The organism is Amycolatopsis sp. CA-161197 (genome assembly GCF_050942255.1).
GTDB lineage: Bacteria > Actinomycetota > Actinomycetes > Mycobacteriales > Pseudonocardiaceae > Amycolatopsis.
Map to the genome: position 1 here is coordinate 5,964,658 of NZ_CP192059.1, position 22,433 is coordinate 5,987,090.

At 67.4% G+C, this 22,433-nt stretch carries 21 protein-coding genes and 1 tRNA gene; 13 read left to right on the plus strand and 9 right to left on the minus strand.

Features of this window, described 5'->3' with window-relative positions; translation table 11 throughout:
- The first annotated feature begins 368 nt into the window (after nt 1-368).
- Nucleotides 369-560, plus strand: coding sequence for a hypothetical protein (locus tag ACQPXB_RS27850; protein WP_432844960.1), 192 nt, complete (start codon nt 369-371; stop codon nt 558-560).
- Nucleotides 561-769: 209 nt separating this feature from the next.
- Here ACQPXB_RS27850 and ACQPXB_RS27855 read toward each other — a convergent pair whose 3' ends face one another.
- The 4 genes from ACQPXB_RS27855 to ACQPXB_RS27870 form a co-directional block, all read right to left on the minus strand.
- A complete protein-coding gene (locus tag ACQPXB_RS27855; protein ID WP_432844961.1) occupies nt 770-2,386 on the minus strand; it encodes an FAD-dependent oxidoreductase in 1,617 nt (538 codons plus the stop codon).
- Between the two features lie 122 nt (nt 2,387-2,508).
- The gene (locus ACQPXB_RS27860; protein WP_432844962.1) at nt 2,509-3,585 is read right to left on the minus strand and encodes a maleylacetate reductase; all 1,077 of its coding nucleotides are present in this window, start codon (nt 3,583-3,585) and stop codon (nt 2,509-2,511) included.
- A complete protein-coding gene (locus ACQPXB_RS27865) occupies nt 3,582-4,601 on the minus strand; it encodes an iron-containing alcohol dehydrogenase (protein WP_432844963.1) in 1,020 nt (339 codons plus the stop codon). The genes ACQPXB_RS27860 and ACQPXB_RS27865 overlap by 4 nt, the downstream gene beginning before the upstream one ends.
- Before the next feature lie 80 nt (nt 4,602-4,681).
- Entirely contained in the window at nt 4,682-5,260 is a 579-nt protein-coding gene (locus ACQPXB_RS27870; RefSeq protein WP_432844964.1) for a VOC family protein, read from the minus strand.
- Between the two features lie 404 nt (nt 5,261-5,664).
- Here ACQPXB_RS27870 and ACQPXB_RS27875 point away from each other — a divergent pair, with 404 nt between their 5' ends.
- From ACQPXB_RS27875 to ACQPXB_RS27910, 8 genes are all read left to right on the plus strand, one after another.
- Nucleotides 5,665-6,156 carry a MarR family winged helix-turn-helix transcriptional regulator gene (locus ACQPXB_RS27875; RefSeq protein WP_432844965.1) on the plus strand — a complete coding sequence of 164 codons (492 nt, stop codon included), beginning with the start codon at nt 5,665-5,667 and terminating at the stop codon, nt 6,154-6,156.
- 157 nt (nt 6,157-6,313) lie between these two features.
- On the plus strand, nt 6,314-6,559 hold the full coding sequence (locus ACQPXB_RS27880) for a hypothetical protein (RefSeq protein ID WP_432844966.1): 246 nt from the start codon (nt 6,314-6,316) through the stop codon (nt 6,557-6,559).
- A 243-nt stretch (nt 6,560-6,802) separates the two neighbouring features.
- Entirely contained in the window at nt 6,803-7,186 is a 384-nt protein-coding gene (locus ACQPXB_RS27885) for a cupin domain-containing protein (RefSeq protein ID WP_432844967.1), read from the plus strand.
- A 198-nt stretch (nt 7,187-7,384) separates the two neighbouring features.
- A complete protein-coding gene (locus ACQPXB_RS27890) occupies nt 7,385-7,843 on the plus strand; it encodes a carboxymuconolactone decarboxylase family protein (protein WP_432844968.1) in 459 nt (152 codons plus the stop codon).
- A gap of 1,095 nt (nt 7,844-8,938) precedes the next feature.
- On the plus strand, nt 8,939-9,649 hold the full coding sequence (locus tag ACQPXB_RS27895) for an isochorismatase family protein (protein ID WP_432844969.1): 711 nt from the start codon (nt 8,939-8,941) through the stop codon (nt 9,647-9,649).
- A gap of 701 nt (nt 9,650-10,350) precedes the next feature.
- Nucleotides 10,351-11,199, plus strand: coding sequence for a hypothetical protein (locus ACQPXB_RS27900; RefSeq protein ID WP_432844970.1), 849 nt, complete (start codon nt 10,351-10,353; stop codon nt 11,197-11,199).
- 20 nt (nt 11,200-11,219) lie between these two features.
- Nucleotides 11,220-12,538 (plus strand): IS3 family transposase gene (locus ACQPXB_RS27905; protein WP_432844971.1). Its coding sequence is split into 2 segments (ribosomal slippage): nt 11,220-11,514 and nt 11,514-12,538, totalling 1,320 coding nucleotides; the frame shifts between segments, so codons are not numbered across the junction.
- Nucleotides 12,535-12,765 (plus strand): hypothetical protein, encoded by a 231-nt coding sequence (locus ACQPXB_RS27910; protein ID WP_432844972.1) that lies wholly within the window; start codon nt 12,535-12,537, stop codon nt 12,763-12,765. The genes ACQPXB_RS27905 and ACQPXB_RS27910 overlap by 4 nt, the downstream gene beginning before the upstream one ends.
- A gap of 232 nt (nt 12,766-12,997) precedes the next feature.
- Here the strand turns inward: ACQPXB_RS27910 and ACQPXB_RS27915 are convergent, their stop codons facing one another.
- Nucleotides 12,998-13,465, minus strand: coding sequence for an RrF2 family transcriptional regulator (locus tag ACQPXB_RS27915; RefSeq protein ID WP_432844973.1), 468 nt, complete (start codon nt 13,463-13,465; stop codon nt 12,998-13,000).
- 116 nt (nt 13,466-13,581) lie between these two features.
- Between ACQPXB_RS27915 and ACQPXB_RS27920 the strand changes: the two genes are divergently transcribed.
- Complete coding sequence (locus tag ACQPXB_RS27920) at nt 13,582-14,313, plus strand: SDR family oxidoreductase (RefSeq protein WP_432844974.1); 732 nt, start codon at nt 13,582-13,584, stop codon at nt 14,311-14,313.
- 183 nt (nt 14,314-14,496) lie between these two features.
- Here ACQPXB_RS27920 and ACQPXB_RS27925 read toward each other — a convergent pair whose 3' ends face one another.
- Nucleotides 14,497-14,823 (minus strand): YkvA family protein, encoded by a 327-nt coding sequence (locus ACQPXB_RS27925; RefSeq protein WP_432856816.1) that lies wholly within the window; start codon nt 14,821-14,823, stop codon nt 14,497-14,499.
- A 596-nt stretch (nt 14,824-15,419) separates the two neighbouring features.
- Here ACQPXB_RS27925 and ACQPXB_RS27930 point away from each other — a divergent pair.
- From ACQPXB_RS27930 to ACQPXB_RS27940, 3 genes are all read left to right on the plus strand, one after another.
- Nucleotides 15,420-15,812 (plus strand): hypothetical protein, encoded by a 393-nt coding sequence (locus ACQPXB_RS27930; RefSeq protein ID WP_432844975.1) that lies wholly within the window; start codon nt 15,420-15,422, stop codon nt 15,810-15,812.
- 1,162 nt (nt 15,813-16,974) lie between these two features.
- On the plus strand, nt 16,975-18,996 hold the full coding sequence (locus ACQPXB_RS27935; protein ID WP_432844976.1) for an ABC transporter ATP-binding protein: 2,022 nt from the start codon (nt 16,975-16,977) through the stop codon (nt 18,994-18,996).
- A gap of 572 nt (nt 18,997-19,568) precedes the next feature.
- Nucleotides 19,569-19,710, plus strand: a tRNA-Val gene (locus ACQPXB_RS27940).
- A gap of 380 nt (nt 19,711-20,090) precedes the next feature.
- Here ACQPXB_RS27940 and ACQPXB_RS27945 read toward each other — a convergent pair.
- Genes ACQPXB_RS27945 through ACQPXB_RS27955 form a run of 3 tightly spaced genes read right to left on the minus strand, consistent with a single transcriptional unit; the run spans nt 20,091 to nt 22,395 of the window.
- Nucleotides 20,091-20,240: a hypothetical protein gene (locus ACQPXB_RS27945; RefSeq protein ID WP_432844977.1), complete on the minus strand. Its 150-nt coding sequence runs from the start codon at nt 20,238-20,240 to the stop codon at nt 20,091-20,093.
- A 15-nt stretch (nt 20,241-20,255) separates the two neighbouring features.
- A complete protein-coding gene (locus tag ACQPXB_RS27950; protein WP_432844978.1) occupies nt 20,256-21,710 on the minus strand; it encodes a sensor histidine kinase in 1,455 nt (484 codons plus the stop codon).
- Nucleotides 21,703-22,395: a response regulator transcription factor gene (locus ACQPXB_RS27955; RefSeq protein WP_366576930.1), complete on the minus strand. Its 693-nt coding sequence runs from the start codon at nt 22,393-22,395 to the stop codon at nt 21,703-21,705. Before ACQPXB_RS27955 ends, ACQPXB_RS27950 begins: the two co-directional genes overlap by 8 nt.
- Nucleotides 22,396-22,433: the final 38 nt, after the last annotated feature.

Below are 22,433 nucleotides of genomic sequence, written 5' to 3' on the forward strand. Positions count from 1 at the left end.
GGTGATGACGTCGTCCGTGCGCCGATCAAGGTGGGAGGTGCGCGTCGCGTACCGCGAAGAAAACTGAGCACCGCGACCTCCTCGGCTGTGTCGAGGCCGTCTGGGGTGATGATGCGGTCGGTGAGCACGCCATCGTCGCGTAGTTCCGGGCCTGTTCGAGACCCGGACTCAGACCGCTGCAGAGAATGGGAGTAGGCCAGCGGCCACTGGACCGAATTGTCACATGGGCTGTGGCCACCTCCGTGGCGTGACGACTCTCGCAATGTCGCCGACTTCGGCATGTGCAGTGTGGATCCGCTCAGCGCGCGGCCCGCGCCGCGACCGTGCGGAAGCTCGGCGTCCAACAGCCTGCGTCCAAGGCGGACACCGTGAGCGTCGAAGCCGCAGTGACGAGCGGAGCCGTGGAGCCGGTCGAGGCGGCAATCAAGGTCGGACAGGCGCGCCGGCGTCCCGGCGTGCCGAGTTTTGAGGAGGGCGACTGCAGGGGCTGCTGCCTCGGTGTCACTGCGCCGGGTGAGCTCGTCGACCGACCTCGTGACGCCGAGGATGGCGGCAAGTAGCACGAAGTCCTGCCGGTGTGGCGTGCAGAGGTGCTCACCCGTGCAGATGTCGATCACGGGACCCAACACGGGCTCGGTGAGCACGGCCTACCGGACGAACATGTGCTGATATCTCACCGGCGCGTCGGGCACCGCGCGGACGCGCCACGCCGGCCGTCGTGCCGAGCACCTGCGCGGTGAGATCCGGCATGCGTTCCTTCTGGGTCCGGTCAGCTCGCGGGCGTGGCCGTCCGCGGCATCAGCCAGCCAGAGATCAGCTCGAAGAGCGACTCCGCGTCCTCGAGGCGGCAGTGCCCGCCCACATACATGTCCGGACGCACCAGGATGGCCCGAGCCTCACCCTCGCCGACCGCATATCGCTGGGCCAGCTCGCCCAGCTGGTCCGGGATGCGGTGATCCTCGTCGAAGCCCGCGATGCGGTCGGCGGAGACCAGCACGGACGACACCCGGTCACCGAACGCGCCCCGCATCTGTTCGGCGACCCGCGCGGCGTGTGCGAGGTCCTCCGGATCGCCGGGCCGTGGCACGAACAGCATGGTGAACCCGCAGTGCCGGAACAGGTCGAACAGCCGCTTGCGGGGCTCGACCACGAGCTGGGCGTCGGGTGCGCGATCTCCGGCCTGAGGACCGGCTACGGGCTCGACGTCAGGGCCGGTCACGGTGTCGCGGTAGTTGTGCGACAGGCCGGAGATCAGCTCGACGGTGCGTCGCTGCCAACCTGGCTCGCGGGTCAATGCGATCCGGTCCTCGAGGCCCTGCCCGAAGGCCATCACGATGTCGTGGGTGGATTTGGCGCCGGCGGTGATCTGGGCGCCGATGGGCCGCCGTTCGGCCTCGTAAGTGTCCAGGAGGGAATCCGGGGCCGCGTCGTCAACCACCGCTGCCAGCTTCCATGCGAGATTGAACGCGTCCTGCATGCAACCGTTCATGCCCTGTCCGCCCGCCGGCGAGTGCACGTGGGAGGCGTCGCCACAGAGAAGGACCCGGCCGGCTCGGTAGCTGGTGGCGGCACTGTTGAGGATCTCCCACTGCGTGGCCCAGTGCGGTTCCCCGATCCGCATGCCGATTCCGATCTTGTCGGCTACCGTCTGGAACGATTCGCGCGGGTCGTCCGCCTTGGTCATCGCGCCGGCGTCGCTGAGGTAAACCCGCCATAGCTTTCCAGGCAGCTTGGTGACCAGCATGAACAGTGACTCACCGATGAAGTAGTTCACCCAGGACTCGTCGTAGTCGAAGTCCTCGATCTCGACGTCCATCATGGCCATGACCCCGACCCGGTCCCCGACGAAGTCGATTCCGGTGCTCTGCCGGACGCGGCTGTGTGCGCCGTCGCTGCCGATCACCCAGGCGCTGCGATGGGTGATCGTCTCACCGGACGCCTTGTCCACGATCGACAGCGTCACGCCGTCCGCGTCCTGTGTCAGGCCGGTGAACTCCTGGCCGTACTCCGGTCGGATGCCGTAGTGGGCGCAAAGGTGTTCGCGCAGCACTTGCTCGAAGTCATTCTGATTGATCTTGTAGTAGAACGGGTAACGTGTCGGCAGGCTGCGGAAATCCGTGCGCGGCTTCTCGTCCTCGCTCATTCCTTCGAAGTGGTACACGTTGCCGGGACACGGCAGCGCGACTTCCTCGATGCGGTGTGCGACACCGATGTGCTCGAACATCTCCATCGTGCGCGCGTGCAGGGTGAAGGCCCGCGTCGTATGCGAGGGGCCGGGTCGCTTGTCGAAAAGGCGGAGCGAGACGCCACGGCGGGCCAACTCGTGTGCGGCGATCAGCCCCACGGGGCCTGCCCCGACGATAGCCACGTCGTTGTGGTCGTGCATGGGAATTCCTTTCGGTCACTGTGGTGGTACTCGGTCCGGGTCAGTCGGGAAGCGAGAGGTGCCGGCTCCACCGACCGGCCCGCCCGCGTCGAGGACCAGGGTGTACATCATGATCAGCTTGCTCACGGGGGCTCGTCGCCGAGCGCGCGCCCGAGCAGCGCCTCGATCGTCGGCGCGTCGACCGGCACGGGGTTCACTGCGCCCGCAGCGGCCTCCGCCACGGCGGGCAGGTGCTCGCGGCGGGCACCGAGCCGAGCGAGGTCGGTGGAGAGCCCGCAGCGCCGGGCGAGCTCCCACAGCCCACGCGCCGGATCGGATCCGAGGAAGGGCTCCAGCCGCGCCGCCCAGTCCGGGCCGTCGGTCGCGTTGAGCGCCACGACGTGCGGCAGCACCACGGCGTGGGTGTCAGCGTGTGGCAGGTTCAGCTGCCCGCCCAGCTCGTGGCAAATCTTGTGTTGCAACCCGGTGCCTGCGCGGCCCAGTGCCGTTCCCGCCAGGAACGCGGCGTACTGCAGGCCGGCGCGGGCCTGCACGTCCGCGGGATCCTCAACCAGGGCCGGCAGGCTCGCGGCGACCGAGCGGAGGGCCTCGATCGCCAGCGCGGAGGTGAGCGGGTCGCGCTTGGGCGACCACAACGCGGCGAAGCAGTGCGCCATGGCGTTGAAGGCGCTGGGGCCGGTCACCTCGGGCGGCAGGCCGAGGGTCAGTTCCGGGTCATAGATCACGATGGCGGGCCGGACCCGCTCGTCCGTGCCGGTGCGTTTGCGCTGTTTGCCGGTCATCCCGTACACGGTGGTCAACTCCGAGCCGGCGTAAGTCGTGGGCACGGCGACGATCGGCAGCCCGGTGTCCAGCGCGATCGCCTTCGCCAGGCCGGTGGCCGAGCCGCCGCCCAGGCTGACCAAACCGTCGACCCCGTCCGCCGCGGCGGTTTTACGGGCGCGCTCGGCCAGGTCGATCGGGACGTGCTGAGCGATCTCGTCCCAGCGCAGGGCCAGCCGCTCCCCCAGCGCCGTGACTAAGGCGTCCCCGCCCGGGGCGCGCGAGTCCGCGATCAGCATGACACGGTGCAGGCCCAGCCGATCCGCCTCGGCGGCCACCTCCGTGATCCGGCCCGGCCCGAACACCACGCGGACGGGCCGCGCCTCGTAGTCGAAGGGGTCGAGGCGCATCGGCGGTACAGAAGAATGCGTGGTCATCGCAACGCCTCCTTCAAGAGCATCAGCATCGAGTCGGGATCGGCCCGGTCGGCCACGTCCCGCCGCTCCGCGAGGCGGGCCACTACGGCGTGAGGGTCGAGGGGAGGGCACACGGCCCCGAGGTCGACCGGCAGGCGGAGGCTTGCGGCGAACCAGCGCAGCGCGTCGGCCACGGAGCCCGGCCCAGCGAGCTCGCTGACGAGCTCGACTCCTACGCCGACGTGCGGTACCAGGCAGGCCATGAGGGCGCCGTGATCGGCGCGGTGGGTGGCACCAAGGTCCTCGGCGACCAGTTGCGCCAGGCCGGGGCCCGCAGCTTCGAGAGCGGCGCCCGCGCGCGCGGCGCCGGCGAGCGCCCGTTCACGCAGGCCGGGATCGGCCGGCTCGCGGATCAGCCGCGGCAACGCGTCCCAAAGCAGCCGCAGCCCCTCTGTCGCGTCCGCCCGACCGGCCTCCCCCGGCCGGGCGAGCACGTCGATGCAGGCGCCCACCGCGCCCATGCCGCTCGATGCAAGCACGGACACCGGTACGTCCGTGAGCAGATCGGGATCGCGGACGACGGCCCGCACGGCCACCCGCTCCGAGTTCCCGCTCTCCTTTCCCTTCTCCGTGGTGACGAAATACCGCGAGGTCAGTTCAGCCCCAGAAAGAGTGGCGGGTACGGCGACGCGGGGAAGGCGCAGCGCGAGGGCAACGATCTTGGCGTACCCGGCGGCGGAACCGCCGCCGATCGCAATGACGGAATCGGCGTGCACCTCCTGCGCGGAGGCGACCGCGAGGTTCGACTCCCAGGAGGGCACATGCGCCACGGCATCGCTGAAGGTACCGGTGCAGCGGCCGCCGAGCAGGCTCCGCACCCGCTCGGCGGTCCGCACTACGCCCGGACCGACCACCAACAGCGATTTGCGCACCCCGAGACGGTCGACGAGCCCGGGCAGCTCCTCCAGCGATCCCCCACCCGAGACAAGCACCGGAGAGGCGAGAGCCTCGTTCTCATCGGCGGCGGCCCCGATCATGCACATCCTCGCTTCCGCGGCGCACAGCGCCGCTGCCGTGGTCGGTCCGGGTTCACGTCAGTCCCTCGACGGCGCCGGGATCAGTCGCGCGAGCCCTCGCCGCCGTGGCCGTCGGGGTTGTAGTGCAGCTGGTATCGCGCATAGCGCTCCGGGCCGATCGCGGCCAGGGCCGCCGGGACCGGGTTCGGGTCCTGGAGGAAGGGCTCCTCCACGTCGCACGCGTGCTGCCAGGTGGCAAACTCGAGCGCGATCTGGTTGACCGGGTCCTCGAAGTAGATCGAGTGACAGAACCCGTGGTCCAGCTCGCTCTTGATCTTGACTCCGTTGTCCTCCAGGAGCTTCTTGGCCTTCTGCAGCTCCGCCTCGGAGGGGACCGTGATCGCGAGGTGGTTGCCGGCACCCAGCAGTGAGTTGTCCGCCGGCACCTCCACGTCCTGGAACTCGAAGAACGCGATCGTGTCCTGCTCGCTGATCCGGAAGAAGTAGTGCCGACTGCCCCCGAGGTTGCCGGGCACCGCACCCGGGAACGGGTCCGGGTTAGGCAGCTGAAGGGTCACGACCACCGGGAAACCGAGGAGGCCGTTATAAAACTTGACAGTCTCCTCCATGTTGTTCGTGACGAAAGCCATGTGATGGCAGCCGGTCGTTCGCACGCCCATGTAATTTCTCCTGTTCGTCGCCCTCGACGAGCCAGACGGCCGCCGTATGACGCCGATCACATTATCGCGATCTTGTTTCTTCGTCAACAACTTTCTGAGATCTGTCCGCGTTGATTCGATTCAGGTCCGCTCGTACTCGCGATCTATTGCGGAAAAACCCGCGGTCGGAGCTGTGAAAGCGTGATGTAACGTGACAGCGACTACTTTCGTCACGAGGAGGCCCGGTGTCGACGCCGACGTGTCTCGTCTGCGGAAGCCCCTTGGCCCCGGGCAAGGAGGGCCGTCCGCCGCGGTACTGCTCCGCCGCCTGCCGTCAGCGGGCGTACCGTGCTCGATGCCGAATGCCCGACCGGGAACCCGAGCAGACACGGCGTCTCCGCCCCCCGGCGCCACCGCCCCAGATCGTGGAGAAGGCCGTCCCTCATCTGAGTTCGCGGGAGCTGTTGGCATGGCGCGGTGTCCTGGAAGTGCAGACGGCGATCCTGCCCGCTCTGGAAGCGGAGCTGCGCCAAAGCGTCGGCCTGACCCTGAGCGAGTTCGACGTGCTATACCAGCTCTGGCGGACACCCGAGAAGCGGCGGCGCATGGTCGACCTCGCCCGAGCGGTGCTCGTCACCCCGGGAGGGATCACTCGCATCGTCGCCCGGCTCGAGGAACGCGGGCTCGTCCGCCGGGACAGCACCCCCGGGCGCCAAGCCGTCCTCACCCACCTGACGCCGCGCGGTGAGCGCGAGATCGCTGCCGCCATGGACGTGCACTTCGACGGAGTTCGCCGTATGTTCATCCAGCACGTGGACAGGGCGGACATCGATCGAGTGATAAGGCTCTGGACCCGGATCCGCGAGGCGTCACCGGAATTGGACCCCCCTGCCGAGCCGTCACATCCGTCGGCGTGATGCTCTCCGCTCGCCGAAAGCCGCGTCTGGTGCGCCCCTGAAGCTGGGCATCCTCACCCGCGGCCGACTCGGCGCACCGGCCAGAAAAAGTTCCTTCACCGGAACCGGCGAAGGAACGCCGCACGATTCGCGACGATCGATGGAATCCCCGCCGGTCGTGGTGCAGACCTCCGGCAAGGTCTGGGCCGTACGCAGGTTCATCCATTGTGGCCAGCGCATCGTTGAGGTGACGGTGCGCGTGGGTCGGCAGCGGTGCCCGGACCGCTTCGATGCCCTCCAGGTCGGCCGTGAGCTCAACCTCGTGTTGCTCTCGCAGGGCCGCGTCCGCACAGTTGACACGGTGCCGATCGCAGACGGGCCGATCGCCAGCCCACCGCAGGTTCACCAATCCGGACAAACTTGATCACGTCTGAGCTGTCACACCTCGAAGGGCTACCTCGTCCCCCTCATGAGAGATCACGACGAGGCGACGAGGCATGGTAGCGAGCAGGTCCGCGCAAGCCACCACTGTTCGAGGCCGAGAGGCCCGAGAGATCGGAACCATGGTCAATTTGCCTGATTCGCAATACGTGCTGGATCCAGTGAAGTTCCGGCGAGGGCACGACACACACAACCTAGTGAGGACGAAATGCCCGTTGTCAGTAATATGAAGCAGAACGACCTGCTGGAAGTCGTGCCACCGATCATCGCGCCGGGTTCCTCCGCGATGATCCGGATACTCGAGCTGCCGCCGGGAGACCCCGGTATCGGTCCGCATCGTCACTCAGGCCCCGTTTTCGGCTACATGCTCGAGGGCGAGATGCTGTTCGAGCTCGAGGGCGAAGCACCCTACCCAGTGAAGGCGGGAGAAGCCTTTTGGGAACCGGGAGGCGACGTTATCCACTACACGATCGCCAACTTCCTGGACGACAGGACGACTCGCCTCGTCGTGGTCGCGATGATGACCCCTGGGGTCCCGATGCTCACCATGGTCAGCGATGAGGAGCTCGCAGCCAAGGCCAGCAAGCGGATTCCGGCGCCCAAGCGGTAGTCACACCTGACCGGTCGGCGTGATCACCGTCGGTGGTCGCGCCGCCCTGGCTCGGCCGCCGCAGGCCGGGCCAGGGCGGCTTCCGGTGGCTCCCACCGTGCCGACAACCCCAGGAGCAGTTCTAAGTCGGCCAGATTGGACGTATCGACCAAAACAGCCAATGGCTAACAAATAACGCTTAAAAGAATCGTAGAAACCGTGCCGAAAACGCAGCGCGTCAGCATCGACAAGCAGCACCCGGCCTCCTACAAGGCCCTCATCGCCCTTTCGACGGAGACGGACGCCGGCGCCGTCGCAGCCGGGCTCGACCCGCTCCTGGTCGAGCTGGTGCGGATCCGCACCTCCCAGATCAACGGCTGCGCGTTCTGCCTGCGCATGCACACCCGTGACTCGCTCAAGAAAGGCGAAAACCCAGACCGCATCGCCGTGCTGCCCGCTTGGGAAGAGACTGGCTACTTCTCCGAGACCGACCGCGCCGCTCTGCGCCTGGCCGAGGCGATCACCCGCGTCGCGGACGGACACGTCAGCGACGAGGACTACGACGCCGCCGCGGCCGCACTCACCGCCGACCAGGTATCCGCCGTCGCCTGGCTGGTCACGGTGATGAACGCCTTCAACCGCGTCGCCATCACCAGCCGATACCACGTCGCCAGTTGACGGTGGCGATCGCGCTCGCCGCCTGATGGTGCCGGGCGGTGAGCTGACCGCCGCGGGTGTGGCCCTTCGACTGACTGGTTGCAAGCCTGTGCCAGGAATTGTCCACTCGCGGTCGCTAGCCCCGGCCCGGTCGGAGGGAGCTTACTGAGTTCCCCGATGCCGTCATTGATCGGCACCCATGTGAACACTCAGTTCGCGGCAACGGTCGATGTCCGCACAGGTGGTGTTCTCGGCGAGTCACCGTCGACGCGCGTGCGGACGGACCTCGCCGGCGAACACCCGACGCTGCGGGCCGGGGAGAGCGAGGACCCGCACCGCCATGGCCCGGTACCTGACACACCACGCAGGAGTCGTGGTCGAAATCGACCGACCCGGACGAGCCAAACGCCGCGACGGCGTCAATCCGAGCGCCTCGACGGAACCCCTGCAGGCGAGGTCTTTTCCGCGCCCGGCCGCCACACTGCAGCGTCGATCGGCAAGCACGGTCGTTGCCACTGACCGCCCGCCGGTCGGCGGTCGACGCCGCGACCGACAGCTGCTCTCGATTCTGCGTACAGAAGTTTCACGCAATGCTAGAAATCGTGGCAGCTCTGCGACCGAAGCCGAGCTGGGACATCGAAGACCGTGGTTCGCGGGCTGGCGCCGCGCGTCGGCTTCTTTCTTGCAGCCGGACGCGGGTTGCCGCAGCCTCTGCACCGCCTATCGGTTCAACGAAGTAGGAGCTACTCGTCCATTCATCCTTTGCTGATCATTGACGGAAGCCTGCCTGCATGATCGCCTCCGGTTTTGGATCAAGCAGCGGTCACTGACTACCGAGCCGTGGCAACTGCTCGCCGAGACCGTCCCCAGCCTGGTCGTGGCAGCTACTACGCCCCGGATTCGGACCGAGCCGCGAACCCTCGGTCAAGCCAATTTCGTCACACTGACATCACGAAGCGGAGCACAACTTTTGTCCTAAATGCCAATAGTACTGAATTCAGCTCAGACATTCGTTGACACGGAAATGAGATGAACAGTAGGCTCGTGGCCAAGGCCAGGCGCCGAGATGAGGCGTTGACCCCCACCGGTCATGTCGCAGACAGGCAGGAGATCGCCATGCACGAACTCGCCATCCCACCGGAGGTTCCGGCACGCGTCGCCGGGCGGTGCGGCACCGAGCATCCTTTCGAAGATCTGGACCCTGCCCGCACTGCGTTCGTCGTGATCGACATGCAAGTCACCTTCATCGACCCGGAGATCGGCCACGCAGCCTGCCCGATGGCAGAACGCATCGTTCCCGCGGTGAACCGCCTCGCCGCCGCAATACGCGACGCCGGTGGCGGCGTATTCTGGGTACAGAACGTGCATGACGCGAGCATCGACACGGAGTGGAGTGTCCATCAGAGCATGGCCACCCCGGAAGCACGGGCCCGCCGCGTGGCGGCGATGGCCGAAGGCTCCCCCGGACATGCATTGTGGCCGACGCTGGATGTGCGACCCGAAGACCGGCGCGTGGCCAAGCGCCGCTTCAGTGCCTTCATCCAGGGCTCGTCCGACATCGTCGAGCGGCTCCGGACGGAGGGCTTCGACACCGTGCTTATCGGCGGCACGGCCACCAACCTCTGCTGCGAAAGCAGCGCGCGCGACGCGATGATGATGAATTTCCGCACCGTCATGCTGTCGGACGCCAATGCGGCGATGTCCGACGCGGAGCACAACGCCTCGCTCGCGAGCTTCTGGCAGATGTTCGGAGACGTGATGACGGTGGACCACGTCATCACGCGCCTGCTCGCCGGACACAATGCCAACACAGCGGCACCCGCATGAGCCGAGGCCTCCGGCAATCGGAGCATCGCCGCGCTGTTTAGCCGCTCGGTCGAGTATTTCGATCCTGTGGCGAAAGTAGGTCTTGATTGCGGAAGACCATGCTCTGGTGGGGTGTCGTGGCTTGACGAATGGCCGTGGGCTCGGCTGGAGCCCACGGTCGCCACGACACATCTCAGTGGACTGCCGCGAGGTGGTCACGGCCTGCGTGACCACGGCTGTCGCTCCGTACATCCCTTTCGCGGTAGCCGCGCGCGATGCTCTCGATCCCGGCCACACGGAAGCTGCGCAGGCGCTCGCAGGATCGCTCATCGACGCAATCCTCAACGCGCTCTTCAAGGATCAGCTCCGGCGGGCGGACGAGGGACGCGTACGATGAGTTCACCGTCCGACAGTCCATTGTGTTCGCTCCCATGTGGCAGACGTACCAGAAGTTCTTCATCGAGGACGGCGACGTCGTGCCAGACACCTTCGGCGGCAACGCGACCGCCCACACCGTGAGTCCTCGCCGGTACAACCGCCCCAACGCGTGACAGGCCTTGATGATTTCCTGCTCATTGTTGTGCCATCTCGACGAACAAACGGGTCAGAAGGCCGCCTGACTTCAATCGGCGAGTCCACGGAGCACGGCGCCGGGCCCCATTCGTCGCGCGACCCGCGCCGGTGTTCCCGGAAGGCGGCATCACTCGCTGCGGTTCGTCGCCGTGGCGGCCGGTCTCGCCTACCTGCTCTCGGCGGTCGGCGGCTCGCTGCCGCACCTGCTTCCCGGCTACGACGGGTGGCAGGAGCGGGCGTACTCCCGGCTTCCTTCATTCCTGCGCTGGTGCCTCGGCGACACGACCGAGGCGCAGTCGTTCAAAACCGATCTCGGTGGGCTCGGCCTGCTCGCCGGCGGCTGGCTCGCCCACGTCGCCGCGACGCGCCGGCGCCGCTGGGCCGGGTTCCCGATCGCCGCCCGCACCGGGGTGTGGCCGTGGCTCACCGGCTCGGCACTGCTCGGGCTGCTGCTGTCGAACCTCGCGTGGGGCTGGACGATCCCCGCCACGGGCGCGTGGCAGCCGACGTTCGTCGCGTTCGTGTCCATCCCGCCCTCGGTCGTGCTGCTCTACGGGCCGGGCTGGCGGGTGGCCCTCACCGGCGCCGTCCTGGGCGCCGCGCTGACGACGCCGATCGCGATCGGGCTCGTCCAGTTCGTGTGCTACCCCCTGGGGCTGCCCACCTCGATCGGCACGGCCGGCAGCATGTGGCTCAGTGCGCTGCTCGCGTTTCCCCTGTGCCGGAACCTGCCGTGGTTCCCCCACCGGCCGGCACCGGCACCCGGCCCGGTCGATCCGCCCCGCCAAGGACCGGCGTGGGTCCTCCGCCGCGTCCTGGCCGACTTCACCGAAGCCCCGTTCCACGGCAACGAAATCAGCTCGGCCGGCCTGCTCGCCGGCACGCTGCTCACCTACCTGCTCAACCCGCTGACTCCGGTCCACGGCACCGCGCTGCTCCCGGCCCTGCTCACCACGCAGGTCCTGGCTGATGCGCCCCGGGTCTGGTGCAGGCTCTGATCCCAGGAAGGATGCAGAGCATGCTGGCACCGAAGAAGTACAGCGACGAGCTGCGTGAGCGAGCGACGCGGATGGCGTTGGACGCGATCGCGGCCGGGGGGCAGCGGATGGCGGCGATCCGCCGGGTCGCGGGCCAGTTGGACGTGCACCCGCAGGCGTTGCGGACGTGGGTCAAGCGCGCCGAGATCGACGCCGGCACCGCACCCGGCCGCACCAGCGATGATGCGGCGCGGATCGCCGAGCTGGAACGCGAGGTGCGTGAGTTGCGGCGGGCGAACGAGATCCTGAAGACGGCCTCGGCGTTTTTCGCCGCCGCGGAGCTCGACCGCAAAATCAAGTAGCGCCGGACGATTCCGCCCCTTGGCGGGAGGTTCCGCTCGCGGTGGTCGTCGACGATATCGACGGCCACCGCGAGCGAGTTGTCGAGGGGAAGAAGCTCGGGGTCGAGTCGATCTGCGCGGTGTTGAACGATGCGGATGTGCGGATCGCCCCGAGAACTTTCTGGGCAGCCAAGAAGCGCACGCCGTCGAAACGTGCTGTGCGGGACGTGGAACTGCTCGTCGAGGTCGAGCGCGTGTTCCGCGATAATTACGGCGTCTACGGAGCACGGAAAATTCATGCGCAACTCAACCGAGAGGGAATCCGCGTGGCTCGCTGCACGGTCGAGCGGCTGATGCGCCAGAAGGGCCTGCAGGGACTACGGCGAGGCAGGCGGCCCAGGACCACCATCGCACCTGCGGCTTCGCCGTCTCCGGCGGACTTGGTCGGCCGCCGCTTCACCGCTGACCGGCCGAACCAGCTCTGGGTGGCCGACATCACCTATATCCGGACATTTTCCGGCTGGGTGTATGCCGCGTTCGTCATCGATGTGTTCTCAAGAATGGTCGTGGGCTGGCAGGTGTCGACCTCGCTGCACACAAATCTCACCCTCGACGCGCTCGAGATGGGGATCTGGGCCAGGAAACGGGCCGGACACGACGTGACCGGCCTCGTCCATCATTCCGACCGCGGAGTTCAATATCGAGCGATTCGTTATACCGAGCGCTTGGCGGAAGCAGCAGTGGTCGTCTCGGTCGGTTCGCGCGGAGATTCCTACGATAACGCGATGGCCGAAGCGTTCAATTCACTGTTCAAGGGCGAATTGATCCATAACCCTGTCGTTCGTGGCCGCGGCTGGCAATCAGTTCGCGATGTCGAGATCGCCGTCGCCGAATACGTCGACTGGTACATCCACCGCCGTGTCCACGGCGAACTCGGCCAGCGCACCCCAGCCCAGGCTGAAGCCAGTCACCAAGCGTCACGTTACGATCAGCCCTTCGAGCCTGCCCGGGCTCGGTGACAGACAACGAGACCTGCACCAGACCCGGGGCGCATCACGGCCCGACCGCCCCGTCCATCGCTGCCGGCGCCATCCTGGGCGCGATCCTCGCCCCACCCCTCGCGGCATACACCTCCCGCCGGCTCCCCGCCACGATCCACCCGTTCGTCGGCAACGTCGTCTCCATGACGGTGTGCACGGGCGTGGTGGTTCCTGCTCTCGGGCTGCTTCCGGGATTCGTCCACTGAGGGCAGTCAAGAAGCTAATACCAGCCGTGGCCGCAGCGCTGGTGTATGAACCGGGTGTCCGATTCGGTAGCGTACGGCGGACGGCGTGCAACATCGTCCGTAGGACCAATGCTCCATCCGAAGCCCGCAGCTCGCACCGTCGACGCTCTGCTGCGTGCGGCGTGAGCTGGGCCGGTCGCCGGCCGGCTGAACCGGCAGGCGGGGTCAGCCGGCGAGTCCGGCGGTCGTGCCCCTATGCCTGACGAAGCCAGGTGCTGATGCCGGCCAGCGCACCCGGGTTGGAGGAGCCGACGTCGCGGGCCAGGTCCGCGATGGACACCGAGCGGAGCGCCTCACGCCACGCCTGTTCGGCGCCGGCCATGGTGCGGGCGATCGCACAGGGTGCTGTGCAGGCCTCGGCCGGGGTGGCCAGCGGGCCTCGCTGGCGGATCTCCGTGCAGACGAAAGCCGGTGACGGCCCGTCGACGGCCTCGACGACATCGAGCACGGTGATCGACCCAGAGGAGCGAGCGAGGATGTAACCACCCGCCTTGCCCTGGACCGAGCGGATCAGCCCAGCACTGGAGAGAGCCTGGAGCTGCTTGGCGAGATAACTGGGCGAGACGTCGTGCAGCTGGGCGAGCCGGGCGGCGGGAGCTGGTTCGTCCACCGAGGTCAGCACGACACAGCAGTGCAGTGCCCACTCGACTCCGCCCGACATCTTCACTCCGTCAGTCAATCACACCGTACGACTTGACTCGGATACGCTGTGTCCGTGTATGTTCTCGGATAGAAAGTGTCCGAGATTGTGGGCATTCGGAAGGGTGGGAGCAGGTCGTGAAGTTCGCAGTCATCGGCGGGACCGGGTTGATCGGGTCGCAAGTGGTGGAGGACTTGAGGGCGGCAGGGCACGACGCGGTGCCGCATTCGAGGTCCACCGGGGTCGACATCATCACCGGCCAAGGTGTGGAGGAGTCGCTGGCCGGCGCTGACGTGGTCGTAGACCTGACCAATTCCCCGACCTTCGACGAGGCCGCGCTCACGTTCTTCCGGACCTCAATGGGCAACCTTGTGGCCGCGGCCGAGAAGGCAGGCGTCGGACACTTCGTCGTCCTGTCAATCGTCGGCGTCGATCAGGTACCGGGGCTTGACTACTACCGTGCCAAGACGCTGCAGGAGGATCTGCTCAAGGCCGGTCCGGTTCCATACTCCATCGTCCGGGCTACTCAGTTCATGGAGTTCATCGACCCGGTTCTGACTTGGACCGCCGACGAAAACACCGTGCGCCTACCCGAAACTCTGCTGCAGCCCGTCGCAGCGGCTGACGTTGCCGCCACCGTCGCGCAGGTCGCCACTGGCGCGCCCCTGAACGGAACCCTCGACCTGGGTGGCCCGGACACCTACCCGCTGGATGAGTTGGGTCGCATCACCCTCGCGGCCAGGGGTGACAGCCGCACGGTGACGGTCGACAACAACGCAGGCATATTCAGCGCGGTAACGGACGACGTCCTCACCACCAAGGACGGGGCCCGCATCGCTCCCACCCGCTACGCCGACTGGCTGAAGTAGTCCAGCTGGAAGCCGCGATCCCCTGCGGTTGGGGCGGCCAATCAGGGTCGGTCGCAACTGAGGCCGGCGCAGTCGCCCCAGTTCATGGTTTTGTTCGCGCATGGTCATTGGGTCTAATAATCCTGATTCAACTGGACTGCAAAGTCCAATGCTGAGATGAACGCCACCACACGTTCGAGCAGCCTACGGCACCACAGGAGATAACGGTCCCCGAGGGCGATGGCCTCCGGGGCGGGATCGATCGGCTGCAACGACCTCCCCTTCACCACCCGGCACCGCACTGCCCCACGACAGCATCGAACTCGTCGACGCCGTCGTCGGTGCCCGGCCTGCGGCACCAACGGTGTCGAGGCCGGCGCGGCGCACGACCGCGCGGAGCACCGCAGTCACCACGATCGCGTCGTCGGCGTAGCCCAGGACCGAGATGACGTCGGGGATCGGGTCGATCGGGAGCGCAAGGCAGGAGGCGTTGTTGTCGAGGCAGCGGCGCCAGTGGTCGACGAGCTCCAGCTCATGCGGTTGACCCGGCGGAGCCCGCGCTCGCCTACTTCGAGGATGTCGGCGCCGAGCGTGGAACCAACAGCAGGCAGCATCTTCGCCTGGTGTGCAGTCGACTCCGGCACGTACCGGCCCTTGCGCTGCGGGACCGGTGACGTCTGGGCGGTCGCCCACGCCGACACCGGTCCCGCCGTTCCTCCGGCGACGAGGGCGAGCTGCCGTCGCAGAAAAGTTCGAGGCATGAACTTCGTGTTCCCGGGAAGCCTTCAGGTGACAAGAAGGAGGTTTCCATGGCGGAGAACAACAAAGGCGTCCTCGAGCTGCTGCAGCAGGAGCGCTGGGAATCCACGAGCGGTTCACTGGGTAGTGAGCGACGGTGAAACACGGAGAACCGCACGACGGCGACGTCGGGGCCAACCCGGCGGGGTTCGCGGACGAAACCAGGACGGCCCCGGCGCCCCGGGAGATGCAGGAGTACCACGAGCCGAATCAGTCGGCGGCTCCGGTCTCCGGCCGCCGCCGGCTGGCCGGCGTGCTGCGGATCCTGTTCGGGGTGGTGGGCGATCGACGCCTCGCTCAAGTGGCGCCCCGATTTCCTGCGCGGCCAGGTGTTCGCCCACCAGTTCGGCATCCACGACCAGATCACCACTCCCGTCATCCGCCAGTGGATCGACCTGTGGCAGTACATCGCCGCCCTGGCGCCCACCGGGATGGGCGTCGCGACGGCCATCGTCGAAACGCTCATCGCCGTCGGCCTGCTCACCGGCACGCTGTGCAATGTGGTGTATGTTGGGAGCGCCGTGTACTCGTTCGGGATCTGGTCGGCGGCGGAGGCGTTCGGCCTCCCGCGGTCCGCGGCCGGCGCCACCGACATCGGCCCGTCGATCGGGTACATCATCGCTGCCCTGGCCCTGCTGGCCGCTCCGGGCAACGCCATGTGGAGCGTCGACCGCAAACTCCGGCCACGACTCGGCAAATACGGCTGGATGTGCGGCGATTGAGTCCCACCGGGCATCACCAATACCAGTGAGTGCACGGCACGTCGCGCTGGGTGACTTCTGTGTGAGACACGGGAGAAAACCGACCGTCGACTGCGCCGGCAGGCACGCAGCAACGCTCGGACGATCGCCGCGCACAGCCAAACCGACGCCGCGGTCAACCCCGGCAACTCCGGCGGCGCACGTCGCCTGCGCGGTGCCGTCGGCAGCCGTGCTCGTCAGGCTCGCTTGGCGACTCGGCTTCACCGAGCGAGCTGCTCGCGAACTACCCGTCACGGGCGAGGCCCGCCTTCGCCGCCCTGTGGAGCCCCGACGACAGGGTCCGCCCGGCCGATGACTCCGGCAACGAGCGGACCGGTCCCTCGCCGGCAGTGGAGCTCCGGCCGCGACCGGGTGAGGCTCCGGATGTCGCAACGCCGGCATTGCGCACGCTGATCAACTGGAGGCCTTGGTGTGATCGACTTTCTGTCGCAGGAAGCATGATCACCCAGGGGCTTCATGCGTGATCATCAAGTTCCTGATCGCCCAGTTCAGACGTGAAAACTCGGGCCAGACAGCGAATCGAGGAAGGTCGGTTGCCGCGCTTCCTGTTTCCCATTTGTCAGGTATGCGCGAGCCAAGCCGGCCCGTGAAGCTGTCAAGATCGGCGACAGTTTTACTGTAATCCGATGTGGGCGCAGGAGTTGATCTACAGGGTTGCGTGGTGTGTTACTTTTCATCGACTGGCGTCGCATTTGCGCACTCTGCGCAAATGCGGACCATGGCCGGAAATCGCCTTTCCTTACGCAGTTTTCACGGTCTACGCGACGTGTTCGACGACACTTCTCTCGCCAAGTCCGCTTGTCGATTTCCGGGGTACCGTCGTTGATGTCGGGGCGCGCCGACGGAACAGATTCAAACTGTATTGAGGAGGAGATCACGATGGGTTCTTTCAAGCCGGTTCACCGCGACCGTTACGACTCGCGGCGCAACGACCACGACCGCTCCCGGCGGTACAACCGCAACCGTCGCTACGGTCGCTGATCCTGTTCTGATGGTCAGGACAAGCAAGTCCTGATCCCGAAAGAGGGAGAGGGGCCGGCGCGTCGAAGGCGCCGGCCCTCACTCTTTCCCCAACCCGGCCGGCCAACCCGCAGTCGATGGAACGACTCGAAACGAGGTGTGCGTGACCGCCATTATTCCCGCGGCGAGCGACAGCGGCACCTACCCGAACGACGCGGACAGCCCCACGAAGCCGGCGTCGGTACGTCAGGCATTCCGGAGGTTCTGGCCCTATGTCCGCGCCGAACGCCGTCTGCTGCTGCTGGCCATTCTCTTGCTGGTGATCAGTGCGGTCGCGGAGACCGTGGCGATCTGGACCTTCGGTGTGATCATCGACGACGCCTTGACCACGGGCGACCTCCGCGGGTTCTGGCGGCCCGCCGCGATCTGGGTCGGCATGGCCGCAGTCGGGGGGTTCGCCTCGTTCGGAGGCGGCCTCCTTACCTCCTGGGTGTCAGAGCGGTTCCTGCTTCGCCTGCGCGACGCCGTATACGCGCACCTGCAACAGCTTTCCCCCGACTTCTTCGCCCGGCATGACACCGGTGACCTGGTGGCCCGGGTGACCAGTGACATCGAGATGGTCGAACAGTTGACCGCGTCCGGGACGGTCGAAACCGTCAGCGCGATCGTGACCGCGATTTTCTACGCCGGCGCGGCACTGATCGTATCCTGGCAGCTGGCACTCGCGTCATTTATTCTCGCCCCGCTGTTCGGACTGGCGGCACGGTCGTTTTCGAAGAGAATCAAGACAGTGTCCCGCGACGAGCGCGACTACAACGGCATGATCACCACTGCGGTCCAGGAAAGCCTGACGAACCTGCCCTTGGTGCAGGCCTACAACCAACAGCAGACCGAACAGCGGCGGCTGCACGCACACGGCGCGTCCTGGATGCGAACCAAGGTCCGCGAAGCACGGATGTCCGGAGCGTACGCGCCGTTGGTGGACATCACGGAGGTCACGGCGCTGCTGCTGGTGGTCGGCGCAGGGATCTGGGAGATCAGCCAGCATCACCTGACCCCGGGGGGCGTGCTGGCGTTCACCGCATACCTCGGCTATCTCTACCCTCCGCTGCGCCAGCTCGGCTCTCTGACGATCATGGTGAACGCGGCCACAGCGAGCTCCGACCGCATCTCGGAATTGCTGAACACAAGACCGACGGTCGTCGACCACGCGGGTGCCCACGTGCTGGCCCACTCCCGTGGCGAGATCAGCGTGGACCGGGTCAGCTACCGCTATCCTGACGCCGACCGGCCCGCGCTGACCGAGCTGTCGTTCACGGTCCGCCGTGGCCAGTTGGTGGTGATCACCGGGGCCAGCGGCGCCGGCAAGTCGACCATCACAAAATTGCTGCTGCGCTTCGCCGACCCGTCTTCAGGCAGTATTCGGCTCGACGGCTTCGACCTGCGCGGTATCACCACCGAATCGCTGCGCGAACAGGTGACCCTGGTGCTGCAGCAGACCCAGGTCTTCCATGGCACCGTGCGTGACAACATCGCCTACGGACGGCCCTCGGCCACCGATGCCCAGATCGTGGCCGCGGCGGTCGCGGCGGACGCCCACGAGTTCATCTCCGCCCTGCCGGAGGGATATCAGACCGTGCTGGACAGCTCCGGCCAGCGGCTCTCCGGTGGGCAGCGGCAACGGCTGGCGATCGCCAGGGCCATCGTCCGCGACACCCCGATCCTGGTCCTGGACGAGCCCACCGCCGGGCTGGACGCGCGTGCCGTCCAGCGCGTGATCGAACCACTGCGCCGACTGACCAGCGACAAGACGACGATCCTGATCAGCCATGATCTGTCCCTGGCACCGGCTTCAGATCACATCCTGATGTTGGACCACGGCCGGCTGATCGAATCCGGTCGGCACCAAGACCTGCTCGACCTTGGCGGACCGTACGCCAAGCTGTACGCGCAGCACCGCGCTGAAGCGAAAACCCCACCCACGTCGCCATGGGCGCTGGTGGGCTCGCAGGCAAGGCCGGAGGCCGGTGGTCCCCAGACGACTGACCCTTCCACTATCCACGGTTCCGTGACAGCCGCGCGAGGCGAAGGCGAGCGGCGTCCGGGGATGGAACCCGTCCGCTGGCGGATACAGGGCCAGCTTTTCGACCCAGAGGATGGCCACCGTTCCGCCCTTTCGCAGTGACTGGGCAAGAATGCATCGATCTCCAGGCACGGGTTGCTTCCGCGCCGGCGGTGAGTACCAGTGTTCACCGAAACCGGTGCAGCTGTGCGTCTGAACATCGACGAACGTCCTCAGGCGCGCCGGACGCTTCGCAACGCGGCCGCTCTGTGTCCGCAGAGCCGCCTGCCAAGCGGTGACAGCGCCGAAGAGCGCAAGCAGCTCGACAAGGAGTCCACCGGCGGCGCCGTACACCCCGAACTGCCGCCACACCATGCCGAGCCTCGCACCTTCCGACGCCGGCAATCCAGCCCTCCCCGAAAGAGGCCGCCAACGCCCACGCCGTTACATCCTGCTCAGAATCGAATCACCGGGGCCAGCAGGGGTGCAGACCATGGCCGCGCAGCGACGTCGAGAAGGCTCATGTCGGTGTGGGCCCCTGGCATCGGGCCCCGGGGAGAGCTAGCAGCGCGTCATTCGTCGCCCTCATCGCCCTGCCCCGATCACCGACCGCGTAGGAGCCGAGCAACTCGAGACCGCTTGCGCATCTGAGCCATGTCCGCGGCCGATGGCGATTCCTCGGCGGCGGTAACCCGGCGCGGCAGTGTCGAAGCGACCCCTGCGGGGAGCAACGCGGGCCGGCAACCTGCGGTAGTACACGTTTTGCCTGGTCGAGACGCGTGTCCCACTTCGCTGACACCGAAGAGGTCACTGGTTCAATCCCAGTATCGCGCACCAGCCAAAACCGCAGGTCAGAAGCCCTGTCCCTCGCCGGAGGGGCGGGCCTTCAGTCGTCAGATGGCGATGAAATCGCGGTAGGCCCAAAACGCGGGTCGAGGAGACGCACCGGACCGTCGCCCGCCGAGGCAGCCGAGGCGAACTCAGGTACGTCTCTCCAGGTCAGCTTCTGGCCAAGGTCGCCGGCGACGAGAGAGCGCGGCGAACGGTGACGATTAGCCGGGGCCACTGACCTGCTTTCCCTGCCGGGACATGACCGCCCTGCGCGAGCTCTATGGACTACTTCGAGAAAATGTCCGAACATCGAGCCAGGTGTTGGCCTCCCGTGATGTAAATCCGAGCGCAGCTGATCGGCGTCGTCCGCGCCCAGTTGGGGTGAATCACGCGTCGAGTACACCGCGACCGCCACGACGGGGCGGAATCTGGCCACGGAAACGGCCGCACTCGTCGCCGGGCAAGCCGGCCGCGACACAGGTCAGCGCCATCGTCTCGATGTGCGGCGCCACGAGCGTGTCGAGTACTCCCGGCACGACGTAACGACCACCTCAGTCCGCGGCAGGTAGCCGCGCAACCAGGCGGGCGCCGGTTTCCGAGTCGGCCACCACCAGGGAACCGCCGTGGCGCCGGGCGATTTCGCGTGCCAGTGTGAGGCCCAGTCCGGAGCCGCCGGCGTCGCGGGTGCGGGCGTCGTCGAGGCGGGCGAAGCGGTCGAAGACGCGTTCCCGATCGCCAGGGGGAATGCCGGGGCCGTCGTCTAGCACTTCCAGCACCACGGAGGTGCCGTCGCGACCCACGGTGACGGTCACGGCGGAGGTCGCGTGGCGGACGGCGTTGTCTAGGAGGTTGCGCAGCAGGCGTTCGAGTTGCACGGGTTCACCGAGCACTCGCGCGGGGCCGTCCACAAAGGATCGCACGGCCGGGCGGCCCGGCACGGCCGAACGTTCGGCGACCTGCTCACGCACCACGTCCGCCAGGTCGACCTCCACCGGCGCGACGCGACCGGGGTCGACGGCGAGCTGCAGAAGGTCGGCGGTGATGCGGTGCAGGCGCCGGACGTCGAGCAACGAGCGTTCGGCGACGGCGGGCCAGTCGGCGCGCTCCGGGTGTGCGAGGGCGACCTCCAGGCCGGTCCGCAGGTTCGCCAGGGGGCTGCGCAGCTCGTGGCTCGCGTCGGCGACAAATCGTTCCTGCTGCTCGTGGGTGTGCTGCAGACGGTCGAGCGTGGCGTTGGTCGTGTGCGCCAGGCGTGCGATCTCGTCACGCGAGCGCGGCACCGGCACGCGGCGGCCGAGCTGGCTGCCGCTCACTTCGGCGAGCTCGCCGCGGATCGCCTCCACGGGGCGCAGCGCGCGCCCGGCGGCGAACCACGCGACGAGCGCCGTGAGGAGCACGGCCAGCGGCACGAACACCTCGAGGATGTCGTCGAGCAGCGTCAGTGTGGTGAGCGTGTCCCACGGGAGCACGAACAGGTAAAGCGTCAACCGGTAGTGCGTGCTCGAGGCGGCACGCGACAAGCCGGTGTCCACAGTGGATCCTTCACGGCCGAGCGGTTCCACCAGGCTGCCCGGCACATCGTCGACGACCGTGCCCACCACGGTGTAGGTGCGGTACTCGCGCCACTGCGGGTGGGTGCCCGGGTGCAGCGCGGCGGTCGTGGTGGTCGTCCACCCGTGCGGCGCGTCGCGAGGGGCCGGCGGCAGTGGCTTCCATGCGGGATCCAGCTGGGTCAGGTTGCCACTGTGGACCACGGCCCGGCCGTCGTCGCCGACCACCTCGAACATCGCGTCGCCGTTGAGCGCCGCGGAGTCGATCACGCCCAGGCGATACGCGTCGGCAACGCGCTCGAGCTGCGCCCGGGTCGCCTGCACGGCGTTGCGCGAGAGCTGCGTCGCCACGAACTGCCGGATCCCCCACCAGCCCAGCCCGAACACCAGCACGCTGAGCAGCACCGCCGCGAGCGCCGTGCTCCGCCGCACGGACTCGGGCCACCACCTACTCATGCGACGCACCGGGTCCGTCGGCGACCAGCCGGTACCCCACGCCGCGCACGGTGGCGATCGTGCGCCGCCCGAACGGCGTGTCCAGCTTGCGCCGCAACGCGCTCACGTAGACCTCCACGATGTTCGGATCGCCCTCGTACGCGACGTCCCACACCTGCCCGAGGATCTCGTGCTTGGCCACCACGTGCCCGTCGTGGCGCAGCAGGCATTCGAGCACGGCGAACTCCTTCGTGGTCAATGCGACCGGCGTGCCGCCGCGCCGGCACGTGCGTTTCGCGGGATCGAGCACCAGGTCGCCGAACGTCAGCGTCGCCGCCGCGCCTGCCCGGCCGCGGCGGACCAGCGCGCGCAGCCGGGCGGTGAGCACCACGTAGGAGAACGGTTTGCTCAGGAAGTCGTCGGCGCCCGTGTCGAGGGCCTCAGCCTCGTCGTACTCGCCGTTCTTGGCCGTCAGCATGAGGATCGGCGTCGTCACCCCGCGCTCGCGCAGCGCGGCGCACACCCGGTAGCCGTTGAGCTTCGGCAGCATGATGTCCAGCACGATCACCTGGTACGGGTGGAGCTGCCCCCATTCCAGCCCCGTCTCGCCGTCGTGGGCAAGGTCCACGGCGTATCCGTCGGCCTCGAGCCCCCACCGCAGCGTCTCGGCCAATCGCTTCTCGTCCTCGACCACGAGCACCCTCATGAACCCGATCTTCCCAGAAGCCCGCGCGGGAACCTGAA